This window comes from Variovorax sp. PAMC26660 (assembly GCF_014302995.1).
Taxonomy (GTDB): domain Bacteria; phylum Pseudomonadota; class Gammaproteobacteria; order Burkholderiales; family Burkholderiaceae_C; genus Variovorax.
The window spans coordinates 674,209-695,400 of sequence record NZ_CP060295.1 but is presented as its reverse complement, the minus strand read 5'-3'; the positions used below and the strand labels follow the sequence as shown (position 1 = coordinate 695,400).

The window sequence follows — 21,192 nt, the reverse complement described above, 5'->3', positions numbered from 1 at the left end:
CTCCGCTCAATGTGACACGGCAGCGGCCGTCTGCGCCGCGCTGATGCCCGTGTTGCGGATGGCGCCGATGTGCCCGCGCAGCTCCAGCACGATGTCGGTGAACTCCTTGGTGTAGGTGATTTCGAGTTCGCGCGGACGCGGCAGCTCGATCTCGCGCTTGACCACAAAGCGCCCCGGGCTCTTGCTCATCACGTACACCGTGTCGGCCAGGAACACCGACTCGCGCAGGTCGTGCGTGACCAGGATCACGTTGAACTGCTGCTCGGTCCAGAGGTCGCGCAAGATGCACCACAGCTCTTCGCGCGTGAACGCGTCGAGCGCGCCGAAGGGCTCGTCGAGTAGCAGCATCTTGGGCTCGTGAATGAGCGCGCGGCAGATGCTTGCGCGCTGCTGCATGCCGCCCGAAAGCTGCCACGGAAACTTGTCTTCATAGCCCGCAAGGCCCACCTTCTGCAGCAGCTTGCGCGCGCGCTCGACGTATTCCTTGCGCTTGGCCTTGAAGTTCGAGCGATAGGGCTCGACGATCTCCAGCGGCAGCAGCACGTTGTCGACCGTGGTGCGCCACGGCAGCAGCGAGGGCGCCTGGAAGGCCATGCCGGAAATCTTCAGCGGCCCGGTGACCGGTGCGCCGTCGATGCGGATCTTGCCCATCGACGGCATCTTCAGCCCCGTGGTGAGCTTCATGAAGGTCGACTTGCCGCAGCCTGAAGGCCCGACGATGGCGATGAATTCCCCGCGCTTGACCTTCAGGTCGATGGCCTCGACCGCGAAGTGGTTCTCGCGCAGCAGTTCTTCGTTGTAGGCGAGCCAGACGTCCTGGAAGTCGACGAAGGGGGCCGTGGTGTCCGGTGCGGCTGCCTGCATCACTTGCGCAGGACGGTGTTGAGTTCAGCGGCGGGCGGCAGCAGCGAGGCCGTCCACACGGCATCGGGGCTCACGCGGGTCTTGGTGTTGAAGGCGTCCGACACCTGCGACGCCATCAGCGCCATGCGGCCCGCGTTGACGCCGCCGAAGCCCTCGGCGCGCGCGTCGGGGCTGTTGATGACGGTGTCGATGGCCAGTTGCAGGCGGCGCGTTTCGAGCTTGCTGTCGATGATGCCGTCGCGTGCCTTCACCGATTCGATGGCCACCGCAGGGTTGGCAATGACTTCCTTCGCGCCCTTGGTGAAGGCCGAGAGGAAGGCCTTCACCGCCGCCGGGTTCTCCTTGATGAGCTTGGGCGACGCGATGATGACGTTGCCGTAGAGCTTCACGCCGTAGTCGGGGTAGGGAAGGATCACCACGTCGGCCGTCTTGGCGCCGCGTGCTTCGAGGTTGAGCAGCGAGGTGAAGGTGAAGCCGGTGATGGCGTCGATGTCGCCGCGCATCAGCATGGTTTCGCGCAGCGTCGGGTCCATGGCGGTCCAGTTGACGGCGCCGATGTTGTTGGCCTTGGCGAAGATCGGAAACGCGCGGCGGCCCGCGTCGAACACCGGCGCGCCGAGCTTCTTGCCCGCGAGGTCGGCCGGCTTGGTGATGCCGCTCTTCTTGAGCGCCATGACCGAGGCCGGCGTATTGTTGTAGACCATCATCACCGCGACCGGCTTGTTCGGGCTGTCGGGGTTGTTGGCGTGGAATTCCATCAGCGCCGCGAGGTCGGCAAAACCCATTTCATAAGCGCCCGAAGCCACGCGCGTGACCGTGCCGCCCGAGCCGTTGCCCGCGTCGATGGTCACGTCCAGACCGGCTGCCTTGAAGTAGCCCTTGGCCGCGGGATGCAGGAACAGCGCGGCCGGTCCTTCGAAGCGCCAGTCGAGCTGGAACTTGATCGGCGTCGGGGTCTGCGCAAAGGCCGAAGACAGGCCGAAGCTGAGGGCCGAGGCGGCGAGGAAGGACTGGACCAGTTGGCGCTTGTTCATGCGGGTTCCGTGAATGTGAATGCTTCGGCATTCAAGCAAAAACGGTGCCCGCACGCGATTGGTGCGAACCCTTCCGGTGAAACGCGGTGGTGCATGGCCTGCACCCTTCAGGGGTTCAGCTCTGTGTCTCAGGCATTTGATGCACCGAAGCCGAGCCAATACGGATCGCCCACCCGCTTGCCGACGCTGCTGGCGGCGTCGCGCACGATCGCGCTGAAGCGCTCGATGAGCGGCTCCGACAGCATTTCCGCCGGCAGCGCGATGCCGAAGGCGTAGGTCTGGCGCGTGGCGGCATCGAACACCGCCGCGGAGATGCCGGCCACGTTGGTCACGTATTCACCGCGCGACAACGCCCAGCCGGTCTCGCGAATCACGGCCAGCCGGCCCAGCAAATCCTTTCGCGTCTTGGGGGCATGGCCGCGGCCCTGGTCGAGCCGGCTGCCGAGCAGCGCCGTCACTTCTTCGTCGCTCTGGCGGGCCAGCAGCGCGCGGCCCATGGCGCTCGAATAGGCCGGCGCACGGCTGCCCGGCGGCGTGTAGATCTGCAGCGCGCCGGCGCCGGTACGCATCTGGATCACCAGCGTGTCGACCCCGTCGAGCACGTTGATGTAGCCCGTGAAGCTGGTCTCGCGCACCAATGCGTCGAGGGCTTCTTCCACCAGTGACGCCGTGTTGCGCGATGCGCGGAAGTGGTAGGAGGCTTCCATGATCACGCCGCCCGGCCGGTAGGCGCGGGTGGCCGCATCGCGGTCGAGAAAACCGTAGCCGGCCATCATGCTCAGCGTGCGCGAGGCGGAGCTTTTCGGCAGGCCCAGCTCGGTCACCACGTCCGTCACCGTGATGTCGCGGCGCAGCCGCGCGATCAGCTTCAGGACGTCCATGGCGTTGGCGAGGGTGCTCATATTTCTTGGCTTGTGGCGGGTTGGGGATCATAGGTTCGACAGCGTCGGGGTCTTCCCGGATCGGCGCGAACACGTCTTGACAGCGGATTGCGCCGATCTATCATTCGGTTCTATTTTATTGGATGTAGTTCCAAAATATGGAGCTTTCAAGGAATGACCATGACCCATGAAGTGACGGCGCTCGCACCGCTGCACGACGAAGGCGCTGCATCGAAGGCCCGGCTGGCTGCGCAGGCATCGAGCGGCCCGCACCATCACCCACATCCAAAGGCGCTGGCACCCGCCAACCTGATCCTCACGGTGGTACTGAGCGTGTTCGGCGCCATCGTCGGCATGCAGATGCTGGCGAGCCTGGGCATCACGCCGAGCACTTCGCTGATCGGCGCGCTCGCGGCCATGACGCTGGCGCGGGTGCCGCTGGCCATGTTCCGTGGCTTTCGCTCGGTGCATGCGCAGAACCTGGCGCAGACCAGCATTTCGTCGGCCACCTTCGGCGCGGCCAACAGCCTGTTCCTGCCGATCGGCATTCCCTTTCTTTTCGGCCTGCCCGACATGGTGGTGCCGATGCTGGTGGGCGTGAGCCTGGCGATGCTGCTCGACGCCTGGCTGCTCTATCGCATGTTCGACACGCCGGCCTTTCCGGCCAGGAACCCGTGGCCGCTGGGCATTGCCGCGGCCGAGGCCATCAAGGCCGGTGACGGCGGTGGCAAGCAGGCGTGGCTGTTGCTCGGCGGGCTGGCAACGGGTGTGGCGGGCGCGGTGTTCAAGCTGCCGATGTCGGCCTTCGGCGTGGCGCTGATCGGCGGCCTCGGCGCCATGATCGCCTTCGGCATCGGGCTGCTGGTGCGCGGCTATTCGGCGCCGCTCTTCGGCCTGGACATCGGCGCGCTGTACGTCCCGCACGGCATGATGATCGGCGCCGGCATCGTCGCGCTGGTACAGGTGGGGCGCGTGGTGCTGAAGAAGCGCGACAGCGGCTCGCGCAACGCAGCCGCCGACACGCAGGAAGCACGCGGCGCCACCGCGCTGGGCCGCTCGCTGCGGCTGGGCAGCGTCGGCTATCTCGCGATCATGGTGCTGCTGGCCGTCGGCACCGGCGTATACACCGGCATGTCGCCCACGATGCTCGTGTGCTTCGTCGTCTACGGCACCTTTGCGGCTTTCGTGCACGAGCTGATCGTCGGCATCGCGGCGATGCACTCGGGCTGGTTCCCCGCGTTCGCGGTGGCGCTGATCTCGCTGCTCATCGGCATCCTGATCGGCTTTCCGCCCGAGGCGCTGGTGGTGCTGGCCGGCTTTTCTGCCGCCACCGGCCCGGCCTTCGCAGACATGGGCTACGACCTGAAGGCCGGCCACATCCTGCGTGGCGAAACCTCGGGCACCGCGTTCGAGCTGGACGGCCGGCGCGAACAGATGATCGCCGGCATGGTGGGCTTCGCGGTGGCCATCGTCGTGGTCGCTTGCACCTACAAGATGTTCTTCGCCAACCACCAGACGGCGCCCATCAATGCCGCTTACGTGGCTGCCATCAAGGCCGGCATCTCGGGCGACACGGCGCGCAACCTGGCGCTGTGGGCCGTGCCGGGCGCGATCCTGCAAGTGCTGGGCGGTTCGCGCCAGCAACTGGGCGTGCTGTTCGCCACAGGCCTTCTCATCGCAAGCCCGATGGCCGGCTGGATGGTCGCGGCCGGCATCGCCTGCCGCCTTGTCGTGCATCGCGTGGTCGGCGTGTCCGCGCGCGAAAAGCTCGAAGTCTTCGCGGGCGGCGTGATCGCAGGTGATGCGCTCTACAGCTTCTTCTCCGGCGCCGTGAAGAGCCTGCGCAAGTAGCGCTCTGCATCTGTCTTTTCTTCCCTTCATCACACAGGAACAACGAATCCATGAAACGCAATCTGACAAGCGACGACGTCCGCGCGGCCATCTGGGGCGGCGCCATCCTCGGCGGCGGCGGTGGCGGGCTGATCGAGGCCGGCGAGCGCGCCGCGAAGCTCGCGCTGCAGGTCGGCACACCGCAACTGTGGAGCATCGACGAGTTCGACCCCGCGGCGCTCACCGCCACCATGGCGCTGGTCGGCGCACCCGCCGCACCCGATCCGCATGTGCAGCCCGCGCACCTGCTGCGCACCATCGAGCTGCTGCGCCGCGAACTGCCGGTGGGCCAGAAGCTGGTCGGCCTGCATGCCAACGAGAACGGCGCTGAAACCACCGTCAATGGCTGGTTCCACGCCGCCATGACCGGCCTGCCCGTGATCGACCTGGCCTGCAACGGCCGCGCGCATCCGTCGAGCGTGATGGGCGCGCTGGGCTTGCACACCGAGCCGGACTACCTGTCGATCCAGGCCTATGCCGGCGGCGAGCCGCACCGTTATGTCGAAGGCGTGGTGTCGGGCCGGCTCGAACAGACCTCCGCCGTGGTGCGCCGCGCCTCGGTCGAGGCGGGCGGTCTCGTGGCCGTGGCGCGCAATCCGGTGAGCGTGGGCTATGCGGGGCAGCACGGCGCGCCGGGTGCCATCAGCCATGCGATCGCGCTGGGCCAGACCTACCTCGACGGCGGCGTCGATGCCGTGGCCCGTTCGCTGGACGGCCGCATCGTGGCCGAGGGGACAGTGCGCACCTACCGCTGCGAGCAGCAGGAAGGGTTGGACGTGGGCGTGGTCGAACTCGACGACGCGGCCGGCACCACGCTGCGCTTCATCAACGAATACATGCTGCTGGAACAAGGCGGCAAGCGCATCGCGCGCTTCCCCGATCTGGTGATGACCTTCTCGGACGATGGCCAGCCGGTGGTGTCGGCGCATGTGCGCCAGGGCGCGAAGCTGCGCGTGCTGGTCGCGCCGCGCGCGCGCTTGCTGCTGTCGCGCACGATGTTCATGCCCGAGCTGTACCGGCCGCTGGAAAAGTCGCTGGGCGAGGCCTTCGCACCTGAAGAAGAAGCGCTGGCCTGATCCGTTCAAACCTACACAGGGAGGAATCACCATGACATTGCGCGTGCGATGGATCCGAACCGTCGGCAACGACACCTACAACGAACGCTTTGCCCAGGAGTTTGCCGAGGTGAAAAACCAAGGCACCGAAGTCGAAGTGGTGTCGCTGCGAAACGCTTCGGTGCAACACCACGTCGAGTACCAGAGCTACGAGGCGCTGCTGGGCGCCGACATCGTGCGCGTGGTGCGCGATGCCGCCGTGAAGCAGTTCGACGCCGTGGTGGTCGGCTGCTTCTACGACCCGGTGCTGGTCGAGGCGCGCGAGATCTCGGGAGAGACGGTGGTGGTCGCGCCGTGCCAGGCCTCGTTCGAGGTCGCCTCGAACCTGGCGCAGAAGGTGTCGATCATCGTCGGGCGCCGCAAGTGGGTACCGCGCATCGAGTCGCGCGTGCGCGAGTACGGCCACGGCCATCTGCTGGCCTCGTGCCGCGCGCTGCAACTGGGCGTGGAAGACTTCCAGCGCGACCGCAACGAGACCGTGCGCCGCATGGTCGAGCAGGGCCGCCGCGCCATCGACGAAGACGGCGCCGAGGCGCTGATCCTCGGCTGCACGCTGGAGTTCGGCTTCTACAGGCAGTTGCAGGACGTGCTGGGCGTGCCCGTCATCGACTCGGCGCTGGCCGCCTTCAAGCGCGCCGAGGCGCTGGCCGATACGAAGCAGCGTTTCGGCTGGAAGCCCAGCCGCGTGGGTGGCTGCGAACCGCCGCCTGAAGCCGAAGAGCTGCTGGCCTGGAACGTCTTCGACCCGGCGCAGGTGCCCATCGCATCGCCGTTCAACGCTTGAGACAGCCCAAGAAAAACGCCCCGCTGCGATGACCGCAGCGGGGCGTTTTCATTGATGCGAGAGCAGGCTTACTTCAGCGCCGTCGTCGCATTCGCCACGGCCAGCGCCGTCATGTTGACGATGCGCCGCACGGTCGACGTAGGCGTCAGCACATGCGCCGAGCCCGCTGCACCCAGCAGGATCGGCCCGACCGTGATGCCGTTGGCGCCGGTCATCTTCAGCACGTTGTAGAGGATGTGCGCCGAGTCGAGGTTCGGGCACACCAGCAGGTTGGCTTCGCCGGTGAGCGTGGTCTCGGGCAGGGCGGTGCGGCGCACTTCTTCGGACAGGGCCGAGTCGCCGTGCATTTCGCCGTCGCACTCGATGTCGGGTGCCATCTGCGAGAACAGGTCGCGCGCCAGCCGCATCTTGCGTGCCGAGCCGCGGCTCGAGGTGCCGTAGTTCGAGTGCGAGAGAAACGCCACCTTGGGCGGCAGGCCGAAGCGGCGCACTTCCTCGGCCGCCATCATCGCGATGCTCGCCAGCAGCTCGGCGCTCGGGTCTTCGTTCACGTTGGTGTCGGTGATGAAGACCGTGCGCTTTTCCAGCGTGAGCGCGTTCAGCGTCGCGAAGCCCGGCGCGCCGCGCTTCAGGCCGATCAGGTTGCGGATGTGCTCCAGGTGCACGTCGAAGCGCCCGACCAGGCCGCAGATCATGGCGTCGGCATCGCCCAGGTGCAGCATCAGCGCGGCAATGGTGGTGTTGGATCGGCGCACCATCGTCTTGGCGGCTTCGGGCGTGACGCCGCGGCGGCCCATGAGCTTGTGGAAGCTCTCCCAGTAGATGCGAAAGCGTGGATCGTCTTCGGGGTTGACCACTTCCACGTCGGTGCCCACGCGGATGTGCAGGCCGGCCTTCTTGATGCGTGCCTCGATCACGGCGGGGCGGCCGACCAGGATCGGCTGCGCCAGGCCTTCATCGACGGCCAGTTGCGCGGCGCGCAGTACGCGCTCGTCTTCACCTTCGGCGTACGCCACGCGCTTGGCCGTGGCCAGCTTGGCGGCGGTGAACACCGGACGCATGAACATGCCGGTCTGGTAGACGAAGCGCGTCAGGTGCTGGCGGTAGGCCTCCATGTCCTCGATCGGGCGGGTGGCAACGCCGGAGGCGGCAGCAGCCTTCGCCACGGCCGGTGCGATGCGCAGGATCAGGCGCGAATCGAAGGGCTTGGGAATGATGTAGTCGGGGCCGAAGGCCAGCTCTTGCCCGGCGTAGGCGGTGGCCACTTCTTCGCTGATGTCGGCCTTGGTCAGATCGGCGATCTCGCGCACGCAGGCCAGCTTCATCTCTTCCGTGATCTTGGTGGCGCCGCAATCGAGCGCGCCGCGGAAGATGTACGGGAAGCACAGCACGTTGTTGACCTGGTTCGGGTAGTCCGAACGGCCGGTGGCAATGATGCAGTCGGGCCGCACGGCCTTGGCCAGCTCGGGCCGGATCTCGGGTTCGGGGTTGGCCAGCGCCAGGATGATCGGCTGCGTGCCCATGGTCTTGACCATCTCGGCCGACATCACGCCAGGGGCCGAGCAGCCCAGGAACACATCGGCGTCCTTCACCACGTCGGCCAGGGTGCGGGCGCCGGTGTCTTTCTGGGCGTAGCGCGTCTTGGATTCGTCGAAGCCGCCTGCACGGCCGGCGTAGATCAGGCCCTTGGAGTCGCAGGCGTAGATGTTGGCGGGCTTGGCGCCCAGGCCCACCATCACGTCGAGGCAGGCAATGGCGGCGGCGCCGGCACCCGACACGGCGATCTTCACGTCCTCGATCTTCTTGCCGACCAGCTCCAGCCCGTTGAGCAGCGCGGCGGCCGAGATGATGGCCGTGCCGTGCTGGTCGTCATGGAACACGGGGATGTTCATGCGCTCGCGCAGCTTCTTCTCGATGTAGAAGCACTCGGGCGCCTTGATGTCTTCCAGGTTGATGCCGCCCAGCGTGGGCTCCAGCGCCGCGATGATCTCGACCAGCTTGTCGGGGTCGTTCTCGGCCAGCTCGATGTCGAACACGTCGATGCCGGCGAACTTCTTGAAGAGGCACCCCTTGCCCTCCATCACCGGCTTGGCGGCCAGCGGGCCGATGTTGCCCAGGCCCAGCACGGCCGTGCCGTTGGTGATCACGCCCACCAGGTTGCCGCGCGCCGTGTACTCGTTGGCCAGCGACGGGTCGGCCGCGATGTCCAGACAGGGATAGGCCACGCCCGGCGAATACGCCAGCGACAGGTCGCGCTGGTTCAGCAGGGGCTTGGTCGGGGTGATCGAAATCTTGCCCTTGACGGGCGACCGGTGGTACTCGCGCGCTGCTTCGCGAAGTGCTTCTTCTGCCGGGGAAAGGGGTGCAGCCATGAATGTCTCCTTGTTTCTGACGGGCAATGAGGCTACCGCAAAAGCGCGGCTTGTTCTTACAGGGGGAATGCCGAAAACGCCTGGATCGATAACGCCCGGATGTATATCTTCCGCCGGATAAGCCCGGCGGGTCGGTTCGCTAAACTCCGACACTGTTACCCAAGGTTAATTGGGGCACCGTCAACCGCGATACAAAACGACAACGGAGGGGCAGCGCATGACACCCGGACCTTTCACCAGTACCGACCCGGACGTCTTGGTCATCGGCGGCGGCCCCTCGGGCTCCACGGTGGCGGCGCTGCTTGCGGACAAGGGCCATGACGTGGTGCTGATCGAGAAGGCGCAGCATCCGCGCTTTCACATCGGCGAATCGCTGTTGCCGATGAACATGCCGCTGTTCGACCGGCTGGGCGTGCGCACCGAGGTCGAGGCCATCGGCATCCGCAAGCACGGCGCCGAGTTCGTCTCGCCCTGGCACGACCACACCAGCCATTTCGACTTCGGCCAGGCGATGGACAAGAGTTTTCCCTATGCCGTGCACGTGCGCCGTTCGGAGTTCGACGAACTGCTGTTCCGCCATGCCGGCAACCGGGGCGCGCGCACCTTCGAGGGGCAACGCGTCACCGGCGTGGACATGGACGCCGGCAAGGGCACGCCAGACAACCGCCCGCTGGTGAAGGTCAAGGCCGACGACGGTGCCGAGACCACCTGGCGCCCGCGCTTCGTGATCGACGCCAGTGGCCGCGACACGCTGCTGTCGAACCAGTTCGACGCCAAGCAGCGCAACCGCAAGCACGCGAGCGCCGCGCTCTACGGCCACTTCGCCAATGCCGAGCGTCGGCCCGGCCGCTTCGAGGGCAACATCTCGCTGTTCTGGTTCGACCATGGCTGGTTCTGGTACATCCCGCTGAAAGACGGCACGGTGAGCGTGGGCGCGGTGGCATCGCCGGCCTACTTCAAGCGCCGCAAGGGTTCGCTCGAAGAGTTCCTGATGGAAACCATCGCGCTGGCGCCCAAGCTGGCCACGCGCCTGAAGAACGCCACGCTGATGGAGGGCGCGACCTCCACCGGCAACTACGCCTACGACTCGAAGTTCTGCCGCGGCGACCGCTTCATGATGGTCGGCGACGCCTATGCCTTCGTCGACCCGATGTTCTCGTCGGGTGTGTACCTGGCAATGAACAGTGGCTTCGAGGGCGCCACTGCGGCGGATCTCTGGCTCAAGGGCGAGGCGAAAGAAGCCGAGAAGGCCTTCCGTCACTACGAGAAGGTCATGAAGCATGGGCCGAAGATGTTCTCGTGGTTCATCTACCGCATCACCTCGCCGGCCATTCGCCGCCTGTTCATGGCGCCGCGCAACATCTGGCGCATGCAGGAGGCGTTGCTGTCCATCCTGGCTGGCGACCTGTTCCGCGACACACCCATCGGGCCGCGTTTCTGGGGCTTCAAGGTGACGTATTACGTGTCGTGCATCGGCATCCTGCCGCAGGCCGTGAAGACCTGGGCGTGGCGTCGGCGCAACCTGAAGGAGTCGCTGGAAGCCGCGAAAACTTGATCTCTTGTGGGGCATCGGGCGCCGTTGTTGTTCAGGGCGTCGCACACGCCGACACGGTGCTCTTTTTCGCGAATGTCCCCCGCTTCGCTCCTCCTTTATTTCGCGAAAAAGAGCCCCGTATCGACGTGAGCGTTGGACAGAGCGGTTGTTGATCGCAGGTTCACCAGCAGCGTGCCCCAGTGCGAATGGCACCGGGTGTTCCCCGCAGCGAAATAAAGGAGGAGCGAAGCGGGGGACATTCGCGGAGGGGAGCACCCGGTGTCATTCGCACCCGCCCCGAACGAACCCGAACCCGCGCCCGGCAACTCAACGGATGCTCAGTCTGGTGTAACAGTGTGCTGAGCGAGCGCTTCCAGCGACTTGACCAGCGCAGAGTGGTCGAGCTGGCCATAGCCCAGCGCCGAGCAAGCGTTCATGAGCTGCGCCGCATTGGCCGTCTGCGGCAACGACACGCCCAGAGAACGCGCACTCTGCAACGCCAGATTCAGGTCCTTCTGGTGCAGCGAGATGCGGAACCCCGGCGCAAAAGTGCGCTTGATCATCCGCTCGCCGTGCACTTCCAGAATGCGCGAGCTGGCAAAGCCGCCCATCAGTGCCTGCCGCACCTTGGCGGGATCGGCACCGGCCTTCGAGGCGAACACCAGCGCCTCGCTCACTGCCGCAATGTTCAACGCCACGATGATCTGGTTGGCCACCTTGCACACCTGGCCGTCACCCGCGCCGCCCACCAGCGTGATGTTCTTGCCCATCTTGTCGAGCAGCGGCTTCACGCGGCCGAAAGTGCCTTCATCGCCGCCGCACATGATCGTCAGGCTTGCGGCCTTCGCGCCCACTTCGCCGCCCGAGACCGGCGCGTCGATATAGCCGGCACCCAGCGCGACGATGCGGCGCGCAAAGTCCTTGGTGGCAATCGGGTCGATGGAGCTGCAGTCCACCACGATCTTGCCGTGCGAGTCCTTCAGACCGGCGGCCACGCCTTCCTTGCCCGGTTCGCCGAACAGCACCTTCTCCACGTCGGGCGTGTCCGGCACCATGATGAAGATGATGTCGGCCTTGCGCGCCACCTCGGCGCCCGAGGCGCAGATCGTGGCCTTCGAGACGAAAGGCTCCGGCGTGTTGCCGTGCGTGTTGACGAACAGCTCGAAACCCGCGTCGAGCAGGTGCCCCGCCATGGGCGCGCCCATGATGCCGAGGCCGATGAATCCGATTTTTTGTTGGGTTGCCATGTCTGCTTTTCCTGTGTTGTTCATTGCGGTTGCGTGAGGGCTTCGCGCCAGCCCAGGCCGTTGACCGTGTCGGTGCGCGGCTTGTATTCGCAGCCGATCCAGCCGTCGTAGCCCAATGCATCGATGTGCCTGAAGAGCCACGGGTAGTTGATTTCGCCCGTGCCCGGCTCGCCGCGTCCGGGGTTGTCGGCCAACTGGATGTGGCCGATCTGCGCCAGATGCTTCGTGAGCGTGTTGCCCAGTTCGCCTTCCATGCGCTGCGCGTGATAGATGTCGTACTGCACGCGCAGGTTCGACGAGCCCACGGCTTCGATCAGCGCCAGCGCCTTGTCGGTGCGCGTGAGGAAGAAGCCCGGAATGTCGAAGCTGTTGATCGGCTCGATCAGAAGGCGCAGGCCCGCGGCTTCCAGCTCGCGCGCAGCAAGGCGCAGGTTGTCGATCACTGTGCGGTTGACCACGTTGATGTCGGCGCCGGGCGGAATCTTGCCGATCAGGCAATTGACCTGCGGGCAGCCGAGCGCGGTCGCGTAGTCGATGGCCATCGCGATGCCTTCGGCGAACTCGCCCGCGCGATCCGGGTGGCAGGCGATGCCGCGCTCGCCCTTGTCCCAGTCGCCGGCCGGCAGGTTGTGCAGCACCTGCTGCAGGCTGTTGGCGCGCAGGGCGGCGGCCAGCTCCTTCTTCTCGAAGGCATAGGGGAAGAGGTATTCGACCCCCTTGAAGCCCGCTTTGGCGGCGGCCTCGAAGCGTTGCATGAAGGGCAGCTCGGTGAAGAGCATCGTGAGGTTGGCTGCGAACTTGGGCATGTGGTGGGTCTCCTCAATCCAGCATCGCCACGGCAAGGGCCGTGGGTGCATCGGCCGTGCTCTCGGCCAGCGGTTCGAATTCATTGATGGCGTCGATCTCGGTGCCCATCGCGATGTTGGTCACGCGCTCCAGCATCACCTCGATGACCACGGGCACGCTGAACTCGGCCATCAGCGCCTCGGCGCGGGCAATGGCGGGCGCCATCTCTTCCTGCTTGCTCACGCGGATCGCCTTGCAGCCCAGGCCCTCGACCACCTTCATGTGGTCCACGCCGTAGCTGCTCTCGATGCCGGCATCGGGTGCTGCGTTGATGTTGTCGAACGCGAGCTGAACGCAGTAGTCCATCTCGAAGCCGCGTTGCGCCTGGCGGATCAGCCCGAGGTAGGAGTTGTTGACCACGATGTGCAGGTACGGCAGCTTGAACTGCGCGCCCACGGCCAGCTCTTCGATCATGAACTGGAAGTCGTAGTCGCCCGAGAGCGCGACGATCTTGCGCGTGGGGTCGGCGGCGCGCACGCCCAGCGCGGCAGGAATGGTCCAGCCCAGCGGGCCGGCCTGGCCGCAGTTGATCCAGTGACGCGGGTTGTACACATGCAGGAACTGCGCGGCCGCGATCTGCGACAGGCCGATGGTGCTCACGTAGCAGGTGTCGCGGTCCAAGTGGTTGTTCATGCACTGGTACACGCGCTGCGGCTTCATCGGCACGTCGGCGAAGTTGGTCTTGCGCAGCATCGTCTTCTTGCGGTCGCGGCATTCGCCGGCCCAGGCGCTGCGGCTCGGCAGCTTGCCGGCGGCCTTCATCTCCTCGGCCACCTGCACGAAGAGTTCGAGCGCGGCCTTGGCATCGGACACGATGCCGAAGTCGGGCGTGAACACGCGGCCGATCTGCGTCGGCTCGATGTCCACGTGCACGAAGGTGCGGCCCTTGGTGTAGACCTCGACCGAACCGGTGTGGCGGTTGGCCCAGCGGTTGCCGATGCCCAGCACGAAGTCGCTCGCCAGCATCGTCGCGTTGCCGTAGCGGTGGCTGGTCTGCAGGCCGCACATGCCGGCCATCAGCGGATGGTCGTCAGGGATCGCGCCCCAGGCCATCAGCGTGGGAATCACCGGCACGCCGGTGGCTTCGGCAAAACGCACCAGCAGGTCGGCCGCATCGGCGTTGATGACACCGCCACCGGCCACGATCAGCGGGCGCTCGGCGGCGTTCAGCATGCCGATGGCCTTTTCGATCTGGGCGCGCGTGGCGGCCGGCTTGTACGGCGTGAGCGGCTGGTAGCTGTCGATGTCGAACTCGATCTGCGCCATCTGCACGTCGAAGGGCAGGTCGATCAGCACCGGGCCCGGACGGCCCGAGCGCATCAGGTGAAAGGCCTGCTGGAACACCTGCGGCACCTGGCCGGGCTCGCGCACCGTGACCGACCACTTGGTGACGGGCTTGGAGATCGACTCGATGTCGACCGCCTGGAAGTCTTCCTTGTAGAGCCGCGCACGCGGTGCCTGGCCGGTGATGCAAAGAATGGGAATGGAGTCGGCCCACGCCGAATACAGGCCGGTGATCATGTCGGTGCCCGCCGGGCCCGAGGTGCCGATGCACACGCCGATGTTGCCGGCGATGGCGCGGGTGTAACCCTCGGCCATGTGCGAGGCACCCTCGACGTGGCGCGCGAGGATGTGCGAGATGGTGCCGCGCTGGCGCAGCGCCGAATACAGCGGGTTGATCGCCGCGCCGGGCACGCCGAAGGCTTGGGTCACGCCTTCCTTTTCCATCACCAGAACCGCGGCCTGGATCGCTGTCATCTTTGCCATGTGGCTGTCTCCTTGAAGTGAAGGCCACTGTAGGAAGAGCGGGCGATTCCAAGAAGATGGCTGGGGACCATAAAACCTATTCCATGGCGGAATAACTGGCTACCATCCGGCCATGGATCGTCTCTTGGCAATGGAAATGTTCGTGCGCGTGGTCGAGACCGGCAGCTTCTCGAAAGCGGCGCGCGAGTTCAACACCACGCAGCCCACCGTGACCAAGCAGGTCGCGGCCACCGAGGCGCGGCTGAAGGTGCGGCTGCTCAACCGCAACACGCGCGGCGTGAGCCTCACGGAGCCGGGCGCGCTGTACTACGAGAAGTGCAAGACCATCGTGCGCGACGCCGAAGAGGCCGACAGCATCGTGCAGTTGCGGCAGAACCAGGCGCAGGGGTTGCTGCGCATCGGAACCTCTGTGGCCTTCGGTCGCCGCGTGGTGGTGCCGCTGGCGCTCGAATACATGCGAAGGCATCCGCAGGTGCAGCTCGACCTGAGCTTCGAGGATCGCTACGTCGATCTCATCGCGCAGGGCATCGACGTGGCCATCCGCATGGGCAAGCTGGCCGATTCGTCACTGGGCGCGCGCTACCTCGGCGCCAACCCGTGGGTCATGGTCGCGTCGCCGGCATACCTGAAGAAGCACGGCACACCCAAGCGTGCGCAGGACCTGAGCGCGCATGTGGCGTTGATCTACAGCAGCGTGGTGGGCGACGAGTTCTGGCGCATGCACACGCCCAAGGGCGAACCGGTGACGGTGCCGGTGTCGGGGCGCTTTCGTTCGAACAACCTGTCGGCTGTGCTGGCTGCCGCGCGCGACGGGCTGGGTATTGCGTTGATGCCGCGCTATGTGGCTAGCGAGTCTCTGGCTGCAGGCAAGGTGGTTGCGGTGCTCGGTGACCATGCGCTGCCGGAGCAGGAGATTCACGCTGTCTTTCCTTCTCCCAAGTTGGTGCCGGGGAAGGTGTCTGGCTTCGTGGCGTTTCTGCAGGGGCGGTTTGACGAAGGTTGGTGGGCGGGCTGAGGGCTGCAGGGTTCATTCGGGGCGAGTGCGAATGACGCCAGGTGCTCCCCTCCGCGAATGTCCCCCGCTTCGCTCCTCCTTTATTTCGCTGAGGGGAGCACCTGGCGTCATTCGCACATGGGCACGCTGCTGGTAATCGCCGATCAACAAGTGCTCTGAGCGCTCACGTCGATACGGGGCTCTTTTCGCGAAATAAAGGAGGAGCGAAGCGGGGGACATTCGCGAAAAAGAGCATCGTGTCGGAGTGAGCGACGCCCTGAACAGCAGCGCCCCCTTTCAGACCTTCACGAAAGCACCGTGAAGGCCCAACGGAAGCGCGTAAGGCAGCGTCGCCTGCGCCACAGGACCCGCCCCGAGGTGATCGGCCGCGAAGCACGACAGCACCGTCTTCTGCCGCCCGAAGTCGAACACCGTGCCCAGCACCCAGCCCGGCTTCTTGCCGTCCGGCACGTAGACGTGCTCTTCCACGATGGCCTGCGCGCCGTAGCTAAAACGTTGGCTGCGGCCAGTCTCGACATCCGTTTGTGCGACCGACCCGAAGCCCGGCAGGTCGGGCCGGATCTGCGTGGCGTGCACCACCTGGCGGTGACGCAGGCCGACACGGCGTGGATCGATGCGCGGAAACTCGGCCTCCTGCGCCAACGCCGTCTGCGTGGCCTTGCCGGTGCCCAGGTTCAGCGTGACCACGGTCAGGTGCGGGTCGGCGCCTCTCACGCGGCGCGCACGCATCACCTCGCGGTTGCTGGTGAACACCGAGTCGGCATTGTCCGAACGCACATAGTCGACGTGGATCAGCGTGCCGCGCGGCGTGTCTTCCTCCCAGGCATTGCCCACGTGGAAGAGGAAGCCGGCCGGCAGTTCGAGCATTTGCCGCTTTTCCCAGTTCTGCTTGTCGACCACCAGCGCGCGCATGCCCAACTCGGGCCGCCAGACATGGGCATCGAGAAAGCTCGCGCCAGCTTCCTTGCGCTTGCTGTCGTAGACCAGTGGCGGCATCAGGAACACCAGGTGCCGCTCGGTCACCGCGAAGTCGTGAACCATCGGCATGTCGGCCACCGGCACCACGGCCGCGCGGCGCAGCGCGCCCTCGGGCGCGATCTCGTACAGCGCCAGCAGGCCCTGGCCGGAGCTGACGCCGAAGTTCCACACCGTGCCGTCCGGGTCCACCTTCGGGTGTGCCGAGAACGGCATGCCGGCAAGGTCGGCGCGCCAGGTCTTCACGCCCAGCGTGTCCAGCGTGCGCGCATCGATGCGTGTCGCCGAGCCGCCTTCCCACAGTGCCAACACCTCGCCCTGCATCGGCAGCACGCTGGTGTTGGCGACGTTGATGCTGTCGGCCGATGTCGGTGGCTCGATGCCCGGCGGCATGGTGCCGAAGGCCTCGAACAGGCGGCGGCCGGCTTTCACTTCGGCCACGCGCTTGGGCGTGGCGACATAGCGGCCCTGGTGCCGCACGTCGGCGCCGTCGATCATGAAGCGATGCACCATGCCGTCGCCATCGAACCAGTGGTGATAGCGCTCGCCGCCCAGGTCATGGCCGGCCGGGCCGACGCGGAACAGCGTGCCGGCAACGGCATCGGGGAAGCGCCCGCGCACCGTGGCGCGGGTGAGCGGCAGGTCGTCCGCAGGCGTGGCAAAGCCACTTTTCCAGGGCGCGCTGGCGGCCTCGAACTGGGCTTGCCAGTCGTCGGTGCCGGCAGCACGTGCCAAGGGTGCCAGCAGGGGCAGGGCGCCGGCCGATGCCAGCAGGCGCAGGAGTTCGCGTCGTTCCATGGTGGCCACCTCAGCGCAGATGAATGACGGTCTGCAGATCGGCATCGACGCTGATCGCCGCGGCCTCGAAGTCGGGCGCGGCCCGGTTGCCCTTGGCATCGTTCGAGAAGCCGTAGCGCTCGGTCGGCATGCCCATGAGGTTGGTGTCGAGCTTGCCGTTGCCGTTCTCGTCGGCGAACACCCGCAGCGCGTAGCGCCCCGGCGCCAGCCCCGCGAACACGAGCCGGGCCTTGCCGTCGCGCATGGGCGCGGTCTGCGATGCGACGGCCTTGCTGGCGGCATAGCCGGCGGCGTCGTTGTACAGCGCGACGTAGAGCGTGGCTTCGGCGGCGGGGCCGTCGGCAACACTCAGGCTCAGGTCGGCGGCAAGCGCGCCCACGGGCGCGAGGACCGCGGCGGTGCACAGGGCGCGCACGGCCGGGCGGGACAGGAGAGCGGGAAGATGCATGGCAGGCCTCGTCTGGAGTTGGAGGCCCGACGATCTCGCAGGCACCTTGCGGTGCCCAGCGCCATGCGACGGAATGCGGAAATGCGCGCGTGAAATGCACGCAGGGAGAGCGGGACGATCAGGCCGCAGCGGGGCGACCGATCATGTTTCAGGCCTTTTCCTGGTCCTTCTTCTTGTCTTCGACGGCTTCCGCATCCTTTGCGCCTTCAGCCGCTGCATGCCCCATGCCCACATGGCCCGAGTCCACGAACAGGCTCCACGCGGCCATGAACAGCGCCGCGATCACCGGCCCGATCACGAAGCCGTTGATGCCGAAGATCGCCATGCCGCCGATGGTCGACATCAGCACGATGTAGTCGGGCATCTGCGTGTCCTTGCCCACCAGCAGCGGGCGCAGGATGTTGTCGACCAGGCCGATCACGAACACGCCCACGAAGATCAGCACGCCGCCTTGCCAGAAATGCCCCGTGGCCAGGAAGTAGATGGCCACCGGCCCCCAGATCAGCGCCGCGCCCACGGCCGGCAGCAGCGACAGGAAGGCCATCAGCACCGCCCACAGCAGCGCGCCCTGCACGCCGAGGAACCAGAAGGCCAGCCCGCCGATGGTGCCCTGCGCGATGGCCACGGCCACATTGCCCTTCACGGTGGCGCGGATCACGGTGGTGAACTTGTTCAGCAGGTAATGCGTGTGCGGCTTGGCCAGCGGCACGGCGTCGCGCATGGTCTTGGAGAGCGTGGAGCCGTCGCGCACCAGGAAGTACAGCAGGTACAGCATCACGAAGAAGCTGACGACGAAGTCGAAGGTGTTCTGGCCGATGGCCAATGCCTGGCTCGCGATGATCTGGCTCGCCTGCCCGGCGGCCGCCGAGATGCGCGCCTGCCAGGCCGCCATGTCACCGAGGTTGAAGCGCTCGACGAGGCTCAGAAGCCACTGGGGCGACGCATCGAGGATCTGCTGGAAGTAAGCCGCGAAGTTGATCTGGCCCGAGCGGATGCTCTGCGTGACGAGCGCCACTTCCTGCACCAGCGACACGCCCACCATCGCCAGCGGCAGGATCACGATGAACAGGCAGATGGTCAGCGTGGAGAGGGCGGCGATGTTGCTCCCGCCGGGCATCTTCTTGAGCAGCCACTTGAACAGCGGCGTGAACAGGATCGCCAGCGCCACGCCCCACAGCACCGCGCCGAAGAACGGCAGCAGCACCCAGATGAAGGCGGCGGTCACAGCGGCGAGAAGGGCGAGAAACACGCCGCGCTGGAGTTGGGGTGAATTCATAAGTGTCTCGGACTGTAGCCGAGCCGCAACCCAGGGCCGTGTCAGCCGGAGCGCTCTTGTGCAGCGGAATGAGGTTGCCGGACGAATCTGCCTGACACGGAGGCTGGGTCTTCGATGCCTGCTATTGAATCAGTAGCGGCTGCCGGCACTAATGCACAGCTTCAACGCTTGGCGCGCGGCAGCGCCACGGGCGCCAGCGTGGCGCGCAGCCGGCTCGGCGCGTCCGGCTCGGTGGTGGCATCGACCTCGAGCGCCCGCTCCACATTGCCGATGTGATCGAGCATCAACTGTCGCGCCTTGTCCGTGTCGCCCGCTTCGAGCGCGGCGACGATGGCGCCATGCTCGGCGCACGACTGCCCGGCCTCGTGCTTCGACTGGTAGAGCGTGGCCGCCAGCGTGGTGCGGGCCGTGAGGTCGCGCAGCACGTCGACCAGCAACTGATGCCCCATCTGCTCGGCCAGGCACACATGGAAGTCGGCCAGCAAAAAGGCGCGCGTGGCCGCGTCGGCGCCTTCGATGGCGCGCCGCTCGTCGGCGATGTGGTCGCGCAGCTTGCGGATCACCTTGGCCAGCGGCCGGCCTTCGCTCGCGGCCAGGATGCCGGCCTCGACGATGCGGCGCGCCGAGAAGGCATCGCGCGCTTCTTCGGCCGAGGGCTCCACCACGTACCAGCCGCGGCGCGACTGCACTTCGACAAAACCGCGCGCCTGCAACTGCATGAGCGCCTCGCGCACCATCGTGCGGCTCACCGAGAAGTTCTCGGCCAGCGCCTGCTCGCCCAGCCGCTCGCCCGGCGCGAGCTTCTGGGCGAGGATGGCCTCGACAACGCGCTCGGCGATGGCGGTGGGGCTGACGTCGGTGGCCATTGGTTTTTTCAGTGAGCGGTGGATGCGGTGGCGGTGCCGGTGTTTACCACGGGCTCGGCCGTGCCCAGCGGTTCGTCGTCGGGCGCGTAGGTGCCGTCGAGCACCGCATGCGCGCGCTCGCGGTCGATGTCGCCTTCCCATGCGGCAATGGCGACGGTGGCCACGCAGTTGCCGATCAGGTTGCCCAGCGCGCGGGCGATGCCCATGAACCAGTCCACCGACAGCACCAGCACGAGGCCGATGGCGGGAATCGCCGGAATGGCATGCAGCGTGGCGGCCAGCACCACGATGGCTGAGCCCGGCACGCCGTGCGCGCCCTTGGAGGTGACCAGCGCGATCGCAAGAATGGTCAGCAGGTCCGCCATCGAGATCGGCGTGTTGGTCGCCTGCGCGATGAACACGGCGGCCAGCGTGATGTAGATCGAGAAGGCATCGAGGTTGAACGAATAGCCCGTGGGAATCACCAGGCCCACCGTTGAATCGCGGATGCCCATGCGGCGCAGCTTGGCCATGACCTGCGGCAGCACGCTGTCCGACGAAGTGGTGGCGAACACGATGGCGAGCTCTTCGCGCAGATAGCGCAGCAGCTTCCAGATGCTGAAGCCCGAGAAGCGCATCACCAGCCCCAGCACCACGAACACGAAGATCAGTACCGCGCCGTAGAAGAGCGCCACCAGCATGCCCAGTTGCTTGAGCGAGCCCACGCCGTATTGCCCGACGGTGAACGCAATGGCGCCCAGCACGCCCAGCGGCGCGAGCTTGATGAGGATCCCCATGATCTTGAACAGCACCAGCGAGAGCGCGTCCACCACCACCGCCACCGGCTTGCCGCGCTCGCCCAGCAGCGTGAGCGCGCAGCCGAACAGCACCGCGAACAGCAGCACCTGCAGCACGTCGCCGGTGGCGAAGGCGTTGACCACCGTGGTCGGAATCAGCCGCATCAGAAACTCGACCGTGCCGCCGCTCGTGAGCTTGTCGGCGGTCGAGGCATAGGCGCTCATTGCGGCCGGGTCGAGCTTGGCGGGGTCGACATTCATGCCTGCGCCGGGCTGGAACACGAAGGCCAGCACCAGGCCCATCGCCAGCGCGATGGTGGTCAGAACCTCGAAGTAGATGAGCGCCTTCACGCCCACCCGGCCCACGCGCTTGAGGTCGCCCGCGCCGGCAATGCCATGCACCACCACGCAGAACACCAGCACCGGAATGATCATCTTGATCAGCTTGATGAACCCGTCACCCAGCGGCTTGAGCTTGACGGCGTACTCGGGAGCGAACAGCCCCGCGAGCACGCCGAGCACCAGCGCGATGACCACCTGACCGAAAAGCGATTTGGCGAAGCGAGGCATGGAGTCTCCTTTTTGCATGCAAACAATGCCCTGTCTTGCATGCAAGAAATGTAGGCAAGAAGACTTCCGAAGAAGCAGAGGGTTATCCCGAGCCTCGGGGAAATGGGGTTGAGCGCGCTCGTCACCCCCTTTCC

Annotated in this window: 17 protein-coding genes; 5 read left to right on the top strand and 12 right to left on the bottom strand. The window is 66.3% G+C overall.

Going from position 1 to position 21,192, the window contains the following annotated elements:
* Window positions 1-6 precede the first annotated feature (6 nt).
* The 3 genes from H7F35_RS03220 to H7F35_RS03210 all read right to left on the bottom strand — a co-directional run bounded on the left by H7F35_RS03220 (window position 7) and on the right by H7F35_RS03210 (window position 2,800).
* A complete protein-coding gene (locus H7F35_RS03220) occupies window positions 7-864 on the bottom strand; it encodes an ABC transporter ATP-binding protein (RefSeq protein ID WP_187114114.1) in 858 nt (285 codons plus the stop codon).
* On the bottom strand, window positions 864-1,898 hold the full coding sequence (locus H7F35_RS03215) for an ABC transporter substrate-binding protein (protein ID WP_187111543.1): 1,035 nt from the start codon (window positions 1,896-1,898) through the stop codon (window positions 864-866). The genes H7F35_RS03220 and H7F35_RS03215 overlap by 1 nt, the downstream gene beginning before the upstream one ends.
* A 128-nt stretch (window positions 1,899-2,026) precedes the next feature.
* Complete coding sequence (locus tag H7F35_RS03210) at window positions 2,027-2,800, bottom strand: IclR family transcriptional regulator (protein ID WP_187111542.1); 774 nt, start codon at window positions 2,798-2,800, stop codon at window positions 2,027-2,029.
* A 159-nt stretch (window positions 2,801-2,959) separates the two neighbouring features.
* Between H7F35_RS03210 and H7F35_RS03205 the strand changes: the two genes are divergently transcribed.
* The 3 genes from H7F35_RS03205 to H7F35_RS03195 are packed head-to-tail and all read left to right on the top strand — an operon-like array spanning window position 2,960 to window position 6,568.
* Entirely contained in the window at window positions 2,960-4,630 is a 1,671-nt protein-coding gene (locus H7F35_RS03205) for an OPT/YSL family transporter (RefSeq protein WP_187111541.1), read from the top strand.
* Window positions 4,631-4,680: 50 nt separating this feature from the next.
* The gene (locus H7F35_RS03200) at window positions 4,681-5,745 is read left to right on the top strand and encodes a DUF917 family protein (RefSeq protein ID WP_187111540.1); all 1,065 of its coding nucleotides are present in this window, start codon (window positions 4,681-4,683) and stop codon (window positions 5,743-5,745) included.
* A gap of 31 nt (window positions 5,746-5,776) precedes the next feature.
* Window positions 5,777-6,568 carry an aspartate/glutamate racemase family protein gene (locus tag H7F35_RS03195; RefSeq protein ID WP_187111539.1) on the top strand — a complete coding sequence of 264 codons (792 nt, stop codon included), beginning with the start codon at window positions 5,777-5,779 and terminating at the stop codon, window positions 6,566-6,568.
* A 68-nt stretch (window positions 6,569-6,636) separates the two neighbouring features.
* Here the strand turns inward: H7F35_RS03195 and H7F35_RS03190 are convergent, their stop codons facing one another.
* Window positions 6,637-8,940, bottom strand: coding sequence for an NADP-dependent malic enzyme (locus H7F35_RS03190; protein ID WP_187111538.1), 2,304 nt, complete (start codon window positions 8,938-8,940; stop codon window positions 6,637-6,639).
* 217 nt (window positions 8,941-9,157) lie between these two features.
* Here H7F35_RS03190 and H7F35_RS03185 point away from each other — a divergent pair, with 217 nt between their 5' ends.
* Window positions 9,158-10,495 carry an NAD(P)/FAD-dependent oxidoreductase gene (locus H7F35_RS03185; protein ID WP_187111537.1) on the top strand — a complete coding sequence of 446 codons (1,338 nt, stop codon included), beginning with the start codon at window positions 9,158-9,160 and terminating at the stop codon, window positions 10,493-10,495.
* A 317-nt stretch (window positions 10,496-10,812) separates the two neighbouring features.
* Here the strand turns inward: H7F35_RS03185 and H7F35_RS03180 are convergent, their stop codons facing one another.
* The 3 genes from H7F35_RS03180 to gcl are packed head-to-tail and all read right to left on the bottom strand — an operon-like array spanning window position 10,813 to window position 14,334.
* A complete protein-coding gene (locus H7F35_RS03180; protein ID WP_187111536.1) occupies window positions 10,813-11,721 on the bottom strand; it encodes a 2-hydroxy-3-oxopropionate reductase in 909 nt (302 codons plus the stop codon).
* Between the two features lie 20 nt (window positions 11,722-11,741).
* Window positions 11,742-12,527, bottom strand: coding sequence for a hydroxypyruvate isomerase (gene hyi, locus H7F35_RS03175; protein ID WP_187111535.1), 786 nt, complete (start codon window positions 12,525-12,527; stop codon window positions 11,742-11,744).
* 13 nt (window positions 12,528-12,540) lie between these two features.
* Complete coding sequence (gene gcl / locus H7F35_RS03170) at window positions 12,541-14,334, bottom strand: glyoxylate carboligase (protein WP_187111534.1); 1,794 nt, start codon at window positions 14,332-14,334, stop codon at window positions 12,541-12,543.
* A gap of 112 nt (window positions 14,335-14,446) precedes the next feature.
* Here gcl and H7F35_RS03165 point away from each other — a divergent pair, with 112 nt between their 5' ends.
* Complete coding sequence (locus tag H7F35_RS03165; RefSeq protein WP_187111533.1) at window positions 14,447-15,349, top strand: LysR family transcriptional regulator; 903 nt, start codon at window positions 14,447-14,449, stop codon at window positions 15,347-15,349.
* 276 nt (window positions 15,350-15,625) lie between these two features.
* Here H7F35_RS03165 and H7F35_RS03160 read toward each other — a convergent pair whose 3' ends face one another.
* From H7F35_RS03160 to H7F35_RS03140, 5 genes are all read right to left on the bottom strand, one after another.
* Window positions 15,626-17,122: a carotenoid oxygenase family protein gene (locus tag H7F35_RS03160; protein WP_187111532.1), complete on the bottom strand. Its 1,497-nt coding sequence runs from the start codon at window positions 17,120-17,122 to the stop codon at window positions 15,626-15,628.
* A gap of 10 nt (window positions 17,123-17,132) precedes the next feature.
* Window positions 17,133-17,570, bottom strand: coding sequence for a DUF2141 domain-containing protein (locus H7F35_RS03155; RefSeq protein ID WP_187111531.1), 438 nt, complete (start codon window positions 17,568-17,570; stop codon window positions 17,133-17,135).
* A gap of 148 nt (window positions 17,571-17,718) precedes the next feature.
* Complete coding sequence (locus tag H7F35_RS03150) at window positions 17,719-18,846, bottom strand: AI-2E family transporter (protein WP_187111530.1); 1,128 nt, start codon at window positions 18,844-18,846, stop codon at window positions 17,719-17,721.
* A 161-nt stretch (window positions 18,847-19,007) separates the two neighbouring features.
* Window positions 19,008-19,712: a GntR family transcriptional regulator gene (locus tag H7F35_RS03145; protein WP_187111529.1), complete on the bottom strand. Its 705-nt coding sequence runs from the start codon at window positions 19,710-19,712 to the stop codon at window positions 19,008-19,010.
* A gap of 8 nt (window positions 19,713-19,720) precedes the next feature.
* Window positions 19,721-21,058 carry a C4-dicarboxylate transporter DctA gene (locus H7F35_RS03140; protein WP_187111528.1) on the bottom strand — a complete coding sequence of 446 codons (1,338 nt, stop codon included), beginning with the start codon at window positions 21,056-21,058 and terminating at the stop codon, window positions 19,721-19,723.
* Between the last annotated feature and the right edge of the window lie 134 nt (window positions 21,059-21,192).

Bases quoted from the DNA above. Each gene is read 5' to 3' on its own strand.
- H7F35_RS03145 (WP_187111529.1), bottom strand. From the start codon at position 19,712: ATGGCCACCGACGTCAGCCCCACCGCCATCGCCGAGCGCGTTGTCGAG.
- H7F35_RS03180 (WP_187111536.1), bottom strand. From the start codon at position 11,721: ATGGCAACCCAACAAAAAATCGGATTCATCGGCCTCGGCATCATGGGC.
- H7F35_RS03185 (WP_187111537.1), top strand. From the start codon at position 9,158: ATGACACCCGGACCTTTCACCAGTACCGACCCGGACGTCTTGGTCATC.
- H7F35_RS03140 (WP_187111528.1), bottom strand. From the start codon at position 21,058: ATGCCTCGCTTCGCCAAATCGCTTTTCGGTCAGGTGGTCATCGCGCTG.
- H7F35_RS03200 (WP_187111540.1), top strand. From the start codon at position 4,681: ATGAAACGCAATCTGACAAGCGACGACGTCCGCGCGGCCATCTGGGGC.
- H7F35_RS03205 (WP_187111541.1), top strand. From the start codon at position 2,960: ATGACCCATGAAGTGACGGCGCTCGCACCGCTGCACGACGAAGGCGCT.
- H7F35_RS03210 (WP_187111542.1), bottom strand. From the start codon at position 2,800: ATGAGCACCCTCGCCAACGCCATGGACGTCCTGAAGCTGATCGCGCGG.
- H7F35_RS03160 (WP_187111532.1), bottom strand. From the start codon at position 17,122: ATGGAACGACGCGAACTCCTGCGCCTGCTGGCATCGGCCGGCGCCCTG.
- H7F35_RS03165 (WP_187111533.1), top strand. From the start codon at position 14,447: ATGGATCGTCTCTTGGCAATGGAAATGTTCGTGCGCGTGGTCGAGACC.
- H7F35_RS03220 (WP_187114114.1), bottom strand. From the start codon at position 864: ATGCAGGCAGCCGCACCGGACACCACGGCCCCCTTCGTCGACTTCCAG.
- H7F35_RS03155 (WP_187111531.1), bottom strand. From the start codon at position 17,570: ATGCATCTTCCCGCTCTCCTGTCCCGCCCGGCCGTGCGCGCCCTGTGC.
- H7F35_RS03195 (WP_187111539.1), top strand. From the start codon at position 5,777: ATGACATTGCGCGTGCGATGGATCCGAACCGTCGGCAACGACACCTAC.
- H7F35_RS03150 (WP_187111530.1), bottom strand. From the start codon at position 18,846: ATGAATTCACCCCAACTCCAGCGCGGCGTGTTTCTCGCCCTTCTCGCC.
- hyi (WP_187111535.1), bottom strand. From the start codon at position 12,527: ATGCCCAAGTTCGCAGCCAACCTCACGATGCTCTTCACCGAGCTGCCC.
- H7F35_RS03215 (WP_187111543.1), bottom strand. From the start codon at position 1,898: ATGAACAAGCGCCAACTGGTCCAGTCCTTCCTCGCCGCCTCGGCCCTC.
- gcl (WP_187111534.1), bottom strand. From the start codon at position 14,334: ATGGCAAAGATGACAGCGATCCAGGCCGCGGTTCTGGTGATGGAAAAG.
- H7F35_RS03190 (WP_187111538.1), bottom strand. From the start codon at position 8,940: ATGGCTGCACCCCTTTCCCCGGCAGAAGAAGCACTTCGCGAAGCAGCG.